The organism is Vibrio sp. 2130-1, from assembly GCF_033339515.1.
The window spans coordinates 1-822 of record NZ_JAWOUT010000159.1 but is presented as its reverse complement, the minus strand read 5'-3'; the positions used below and the strand labels follow the sequence as shown (position 1 = coordinate 822).

The window sequence follows — 822 nt, the reverse complement described above, 5'->3', positions numbered from 1 at the left end:
TTGTTGTCTCTTCGTGGTTTTCGAAAGATCACAAAATGGGACCAAAAGCGATCATCGAGGCTATGTCTCAAGGCGCGAAGAACATGGCAACCACCGCCGTCTTGCTGGTGGGTATTGGTTTAGTGATCAACGTAATCAGTACCACAGGCATCGGCAATACTTTCTCTTTGATGATCAATGGTTGGGCGAATGGTGATTTGTTCATCATGCTCGTGTTGATTGCTTTGGCATCGTTGGTTTTAGGTATGGGCTTACCTGTGACAGCGGCGTATATTGTTCTGGGCACTTTGTCTGCCCCTGCCTTGTATAAGTTGATTGCCGAGAACCAACTTTTAGAGTTGATGGTTTCAGGGCAATTACCTGAGCAAGCGAAAGCGATCTTCATGCTAGCGGCACCAGATAAGCTCGATCTTCTCAATGCGCCAATGGCGCTGGAAACGGCGAAAGAAATGTTGTCAATGGTTCCTGCTGATTTTGTTGAAACGCTACTAGAGCAAAGTCTGGGTTTAGAGGCGGTTGGTTTGGCATTGTTGGCTGCGCATTTGATCATATTCTGGCTTTCGCAAGACAGTAACGTTACGCCACCAGTGTGTTTAACCGCATTCGCAGCGGCGACCATTGCGAAAACGCCACCAATGCGAACAGGCTTAATGGCTTGGAAAATTGCGAAGGGGCTGTACTTGGTTCCATTGTTAATTGCCTATACCGGGTTGGTCAGTTGGGATGTGACATCAGTAATTACGGTCGGCTTCTTTGCGATAGTGGGTACTTACGCTCTCATTGGTGCCATTGAAGGTTATTTAGAAGGACCATTGAATATAT

At 46.8% G+C, this 822-nt stretch carries 1 protein-coding gene; it reads left to right on the top strand.

Annotated features, from left to right (window positions below; all coding sequences use genetic code 11):
* The coding region (locus R7Q09_RS24885) for a TRAP transporter large permease subunit (RefSeq protein WP_318143789.1) at positions 1 to 822 on the top strand (822 nt) is incomplete at both ends.